The sequence below is a fragment of the Streptomyces sp. ICN903 genome (assembly GCF_022015835.1).
Classification (GTDB): Bacteria; Actinomycetota; Actinomycetes; order Streptomycetales; family Streptomycetaceae; genus Streptomyces; species Streptomyces fenghuangensis.
Genome location: NZ_JAKMAY010000314.1, coordinates 1 through 6,078 on the forward strand (window position 1 = coordinate 1; position 6,078 = coordinate 6,078).

The 6,078-nt window shown below is 74.8% G+C and carries 5 protein-coding genes; 4 read left to right on the forward strand and 1 reads right to left on the reverse strand.

All coding sequences use genetic code 11. From position 1 onward, the window contains the following. Window positions 1–358 precede the first annotated feature (358 nt). Together L7D48_RS24250 and L7D48_RS24255 are read left to right on the forward strand one after the other, a co-directional pair. The gene (locus L7D48_RS24250; protein WP_237882474.1) at window positions 359–1,426 is read left to right on the forward strand and encodes a LuxR family transcriptional regulator; all 1,068 of its coding nucleotides are present in this window, start codon (window positions 359–361) and stop codon (window positions 1,424–1,426) included. A 160-nt stretch (window positions 1,427–1,586) separates the two neighbouring features. Further along, the gene (locus L7D48_RS24255) at window positions 1,587–2,906 is read left to right on the forward strand and encodes a S8 family peptidase (protein WP_237882476.1); all 1,320 of its coding nucleotides are present in this window, start codon (window positions 1,587–1,589) and stop codon (window positions 2,904–2,906) included. Between the two features lie 238 nt (window positions 2,907–3,144). Here the strand turns inward: L7D48_RS24255 and L7D48_RS24260 are convergent, their stop codons facing one another. Continuing rightward, window positions 3,145–3,792 carry a TetR family transcriptional regulator gene (locus L7D48_RS24260; RefSeq protein WP_237882478.1) on the reverse strand — a complete coding sequence of 216 codons (648 nt, stop codon included), beginning with the start codon at window positions 3,790–3,792 and terminating at the stop codon, window positions 3,145–3,147. 129 nt (window positions 3,793–3,921) lie between these two features. Between L7D48_RS24260 and L7D48_RS24265 the strand changes: the two genes are divergently transcribed. After that, window positions 3,922–4,767: a VOC family protein gene (locus tag L7D48_RS24265; RefSeq protein ID WP_237882480.1), complete on the forward strand. Its 846-nt coding sequence runs from the start codon at window positions 3,922–3,924 to the stop codon at window positions 4,765–4,767. Between the two features lie 188 nt (window positions 4,768–4,955). Then, window positions 4,956–6,078: serine/threonine-protein kinase (locus L7D48_RS24270; RefSeq protein WP_237882482.1), on the forward strand; the 1,123-nt coding region annotated here is incomplete at its 3' end.

The following is a 6,078-nucleotide window of genomic DNA, read 5'->3' on the forward strand; positions in this document are numbered from 1 at the left end:
CGGGGAGGGAGCCGGGGGCCGCCGGGACGCCGTGTCCCGGCGGCCCCCGGCGCGATGCGGGGAGGCATCGCCGATCGCACCCCTCACCGGTTCGCCCCGTGTGCCCGGACCCCAGGACGTGGGACCTGCGTCCCGGAGTCCGGATACCCGGAGATCGCCGCCCTGCCTCCGTGCGCTGTACGGCGCCCGGGGGGACCTTCCCGGGCGCCGGGCCGTGATCATCGCCACGGAAGCGGGCACCACCCCGCCCGCCGGCCGGAGTCACGGACCGGCCGGCGAGCGGCGTACGCAGACTTTGTACACCGGTGCGCGGACGGCCGGTGACACCTGCGGGACAGCGGCACTAAGGTGCCGCAGCGTGAGGCGCGACGGAGACGGGGCACCGGCACAGGAGCCGTGCCCCGACACCCTGGCGGCCCATCTGTCCGCGCTCGGCGTGGACGGCGGGGCCGTCGCCCTGTACGTGGCACTGCTGACGGGCCGCCCGGCGCCCTCGGCCTCCCCCGGGGCGCGGCGCGCGCTGCTCGCGCTCGGCCTGGCGGCGGAGGTGCCCGCCGGCGAGGGGAACGGCGGCGACGGGCCGGATGGCGAGGGGCGGGATGGCGACGGGCGCGGCGCGCGGGATCCCGCGGGCTCGCTGGTGCCCGTACCGCCCGCGTCCGCACTGGAGTTGCTCTCCCGGCGCGAGACGCTGCGGCTGGAGGAGGCCCGCTCGGCGGTCGCGCGCGCCTACGAGCGCTACCGCCGCCGTACGCCGTCGGCCGTGGGCGGCTCGGTCGCCGAGGAGGTGACCGGCGGCGACATCGAGCGGGTGCTGGGCGAGGCGCTGGGCGGTGCCCGGCGCGAGGTGCTGCGGTTCGACTCGCCGCCGTACTTCTGGGACACCGAGCGCGGCACCAAGGAGGAGGTCGGGCAGTTGCGCCGCGGGGTGCGCTACCGGGTGGTGTACACGCGGGAGTCGCTCGCCCGCCCCGGCTACCTCACCGAGAACGTCCAGCCGTGCGTGGACGCGGGCGAGGAGGCCCGGGTGGTGTCCGGACTGCCGGTGAAGCTGATGGTGGTGGACGACCGCGTCGGCTTCGTCTCGATGTCCATCGCGGACGTGGACGTCAGCCGCAGCATGCTCGTGGTGCGGCCGAGTGCGTTACTCGCCGCGCTGCGGGCGCTGTTCGAGGCCTACTGGGACCGGGCACTGCCCGTCCACCCCGACAGCGGGGCCGCCGCGCCGGGCGGTGCCAGGCCCGGCCCGGCCGAGCGCCGCATCCTGGCGATGCTGGTCGCGGGGGTGCCCGACAGTCAGATCATCCGCGAACTGGGCTTCAGCCGCCGCACGTTCTTCCGCCGCATGGAACTGCTGATGGCACAGGCCGGCGCGGGCAGCCGCTTCCAGCTCGCCCTCCAGGCACAGCGGCGAGGCTGGCTGTGAGCCCCGGCGGCACGCGCCCCACGCGCCCCGACCGGCGCACACGGCCGGCCCGATACGGAAGCGCACCGGGGCGGAGCCGTGCCACGGCACCCCGGTGCCCCGCGGGTGACGCCCCATCGGCTACAACCGTGAGCACCCTCCAACGCACACGCACCCCCCAGTGAAGAGAGAACACACCTTGAAGAAGGCCAGAAGACCCCGAATAGCCGTCGGCGCCGCCCTGGCGGCGCTCGTCCTGACGGGCACCACCACCGCGGCGGCCTCGGCCGCCTCCCCCGGCCCGGAGCCCGCTCCCCTGGGAGTGGTCCGGGGCGCGGACGCGCCCGGCGCGCTGGACGGCGAGTACATCGTGGTGCTGAGGGACTCCGGCGACCGGGCCCGCGGACCGATGACGGCGGGAGACGTACGCGACCGGGCCGAGAAGCTGACCGGCGCCTTCGGCGGCGAGGCGGAGCGCACCTACTCCTCGGCCCTCAAGGGCTTCTCGCTGAAGGCCACCGAGAAGCAGGCGCGGCGCCTGGCCGCCGACCCCTCGGTGGCGTACGTCGAGGCCAACCGCGTCGAGCGCGGCGACGTCCTGCCGCAGGCGCCGGACCTGCCGCAGACGCCGGGCCCGTCGAAGGGGCCGGACGTGAGCGGCACCCTGCTGCAGGCGGACCCGGGCTGGGGCCTGGACCGCATCGACCAGCGCGACCTGCCGCTCGACGCGAGCTACGGCTACGGTGCCACGGCGCCGAACGTCACCGCCTACGTCGTGGACTCCGGCATCAACGTCGCCCACGAGGACTTCGGCGGGCGCGCCTCCTACGGCTACAACTTCGTGGACGGAAACCGGACGGCCTCCGACTGCCACGGGCACGGCACGCATGTGGCGGGGATCATGGGCGGTGAGACCTACGGTGTGGCCAAGGACGTGAGGCTGGTCGCCGTGAAGGTGCTCGACTGCCAGAACTCGGGCACCACCGAGGGCGTGCTGGCGGGCTACGACTGGGTCGCGAAGAACGCCACCGGGCCCGCGGTCGCCAATGTGAGCATCGGCGGCTCCGCGAGCGACGCCAAGGACGCGGCGGTGCGGAAGATGGTCGCGGCGGGGATCACCGTCGTGGTCTCGGCGGGCAACAAGGCCGCCGACGCGTGCACCCAGTCGCCCGCCCGCGAGCCGTCGGTGATCACGGTGGCCGCGACGGCGCGGGACGACTCCAGGCCCAGCTGGTCCAACCACGGCGGCTGCGTGGACGTGTTCGCGCCCGGCGCCTCCGTCCCGTCGGCCGGGATCGGCTCGCGGACCGCGGAGCGGACGATGAGCGGTACGTCGATGTCGGCGCCGCATGTGGCGGGCGCGGCGGCGCTGTATGTCTCGAAGAACCCGGACGCCACGCCCGCGGCGGTGACCCGGGCGCTGCTGGAAGCGTCGAGCGCCGGCCGGGTGACGGGGCCGGGGGAGGGTTCGCCGAACCGGCTCCTCTACAGCCGCTTCTGACGCCTCCGGGCGCACCCCGGGCGTCGCCGGGCGTCGCCGGGCATCCGGGGACCCGGGTGCCCGGCATGAGGAAAGGCTCCCCGGGCGGCCGGTGACAGGGGCCGACCGCCCGGGGAGCCGGGCACGGACAGGAACGGGACGGGCGCGGAACGGGCGCGGGGCCGGGCAGGAGAGGACCGGGGCCGGGCGGAGCCGGACGCGGACGCGCAGGCGCGCGGGGACCGGGCGGCCCGGACGCCTACCGGCTGGGCTTGCGGCCCGTGACGCCCAGGTAGAGCAGGTAGGCGAGGTTCGGCTTCAGATCGGACTTCTTGGCGCCCCAGCTCTGTGCGGCCTTCTGCTGGCCGGCCACCGAGGTGAGCATCGACACCAGTGAGCCCGCGACGGCCGCCGGGCTGATGTCGGGGTCCGTCTTGCCCTTGGACTGGAGCTTCCCGATGGAGTCGGCCAGCGGGCCGGTGATCCCGCCGAGGACCTTCGAGCGGATCTTGGAGAAACGTTTGTCCCCCTCCGCCGCGCCCAGGTCCACCACTCGCAGGATCGCGTCGTTCTCCCGCCAGAAGGAGAGGAGGCCGTCCACCAGCTCCTCCGCCGTCTGCCACCCGGCCTTGCCCGTCCAGGTGCGGTCGGTGGCCAGCTCGCTCAGCGAGGAGCTCTCCCGGGACATCTCCTCGGCCAGCTCCAGGACGGCACCCTCCACGTCCGGGAAGTACTGGTAGAAGGTCGCGGGGGAGGTGCCCGCGCGCCGGGCGACGTCGATCACCCTGACGTCGCGGTAGGGCGACGAGCTGAGCATTTCGTCGAGGCAGGTGAGCAGCTTCTGCCGCGTCGCCTGGCCTCGGCGCCCGGCCACCCGACCGTCAACAGTTCGTACTTGTCCTGTCATGTCGTCAGCTTACCGAGGGATGATCAGGCCGCGATTCGACCGACCCCAAATGGGGTGATCTACTGCAAGAGAGGTGGTACGCGGACAACGTTCGCCCGTCGGGGCGCAACGGTGCGGAAGGAGCGGGAGATGGTCGCTGTCGAAGGCGCCTTCGCCGAGGGCACACCCTGCTGGACCGACGCGATGCTCCCCGACCTGGAGGCGGGCAAACGCTTCTACGGCGAGCTGTTCGGCTGGACCTTCGGCGACCCGGAGCAGCCCGACCGGCCCGGACAGCCCGGACGGTCCGACCGGCCCGGACAGGGCTCCCGCACGGTCGCGCTGCTCGGCGGCCGGCGGGTCGCCTCGCTCGTCCGCAAGCCGGACGGCCGGCTGCCGACGGTGTGGACGGTCTACTTCGCCACCCCCGACGCCGCGGCGACCGCCCGGCGCATCCGCGCCGCGGGCGGGCAGCTCGTCACCGAGCCCGAGGCGGTCGGCCCGGAAGGAGTGGCGGCCACCGCCGTCGATCCGGGCGGCGCGGTATTCGGCCTGTGGCAGCCGGAGGCGCTGGCGGGCTTCGAGGCGGCGCGCGAACCCGGCTCGTACGTGTGGACGGAGGTGTGTACCCGGGAGAGGGAACCGGTGGACGCCTTCTACCGGGAGGTCTTCGACTACGTCATGTATCCGGCCGGTGACGAGAGCACGGGAGAGGCGGCCGACATCATGGTCTGGGCCCCGCGCGGGGAGCCCGCCGACGACGAGCACGCCGTCGGCAGCCGTACGATGATCGACGAGACGTACCCGGTGGAGATGCCCGCCCACTTCCTCGTCCACTTCGCGGTCGCCGACTGCGACGCGGCCGTCCGCACGACCGTGCGCCTGGGCGGCCGTACGGTAGACGGCCCGCAGGACACCCCCTTCGGACGCTACGCCGTCCTCGCCGACAACCAGGGCGCGCGCTTCGGGGTCCTGGACACCTCCACCGCGCTGTGAGCCCGGCTCCGGCGGCGCGGACCGGCCCGTGCGGAGCCCACCGGCCGGGGAATGGGCGACTCACCGCCCCCGGGTTCGCAACCGAGGGCTCCGCCAGGAAGAATCGCTGTCGGACCGCGGGACCGGTATGGCGGTGGAAGGCTGCACGGGGCGGCGATCGTCGACCCCGACGGGGAGGTGGCAGGCAAGTGGTGGAGCAGCTGACGCAGCACGATCCGCGGCGTATCGGCCCGTTCGAGGTGCTCGGACGGCTGGGCGCCGGGGGCATGGGGCTGGTCTACCTCGCCCGTTCGGCCTCCGGACGCCGGGTGGCGATCAAGACGGTGCGCACCGAGCTCGCCGAGGACCAGCTCTTCCGCGTCCGCTTCACCCGCGAGGTGGAGGCGGCCCGCGCGGTCAGCGGCTTCTACACAGCCGCCGTCGTGGACGCCGACCCGCGCGCCGCGGTGCCGTGGCTGGCGACCGCGTACGTGCCCGCGCCGTCCCTGGAGGAGATAGTCAACGAGTGCGGGCCGCTCCCGGCGCAGGCCGTGCGCTGGCTGGCCGCCGGTGTCGCCGAGGCGCTCCAGTCCATCCACGGGGCGGGCCTGGTCCACCGCGATCTGAAGCCCTCCAACGTGCTGGTGGTCGAGGACGGCCCTCGGGTGATCGACTTCGGCATCGCCTCCGGGGTGTCCAACACCCGGCTGACGATGACCAACGTCGCCGTCGGCACCCCCTCCTACATGTCACCCGAGCAGGCCAGGGACTCGCGCAGCGTCACGGGTGCCAGCGACGTCTTCTCCCTCGGCTCGACCCTGGTCTTCGCCGCCACCGGCCACCCGCCCTTCCACGGGGCGAACCCCGTCGAGACCGTCTTCATGCTGCTGCGCGAGGGCCCGGACCTGGAGGGCCTGCCCGACGAGCTCAGACCGCTCATCGAGTCCTGCATGCGCACCGAGCCCGACCAGCGGCCCACCCCGGCCGACCTCCAGGCGCAGCTCGCCCCGCACCTGTTCTCCTCCGGCGGCGACGACAGCGGCACGGCCTCCGCCTGGCTGCCGGCCGGCGCGGTGGCGCTGATCGAGCGGCACCGGGGCGGCCGGGCGCGGCCCGCGAAGCCGGCCTCCCGGCCCAGGCACCGGGCGCCGGAGCAGGCGCCCGCGGCCGCCCACGCGCCGGCCCAGGCCTCCGCCCAGGCCCCTTCCCAGGCACAGGCGGGCGGCCCCGGCGCAGGATGGCGGCCCCCGGCCGCCGATCCGCGGGGCGGCGGGGCGCCCGCCGCGTCCGTGGCCGCGCCTCCGGTACCGCCGCCTCCGGTACCGCCGCCCC

What these genes read in the sequence shown, in the direction of transcription:
- L7D48_RS24260 (WP_237882478.1), bottom strand. Translation starts at nt 3,792, where the DNA reads ATGACAGGACAAGTACGAACTGTTGACGGTCGGGTGGCCGGGCGCCGA.
- L7D48_RS24265 (WP_237882480.1), top strand. Translation starts at nt 3,922, where the DNA reads ATGGTCGCTGTCGAAGGCGCCTTCGCCGAGGGCACACCCTGCTGGACC.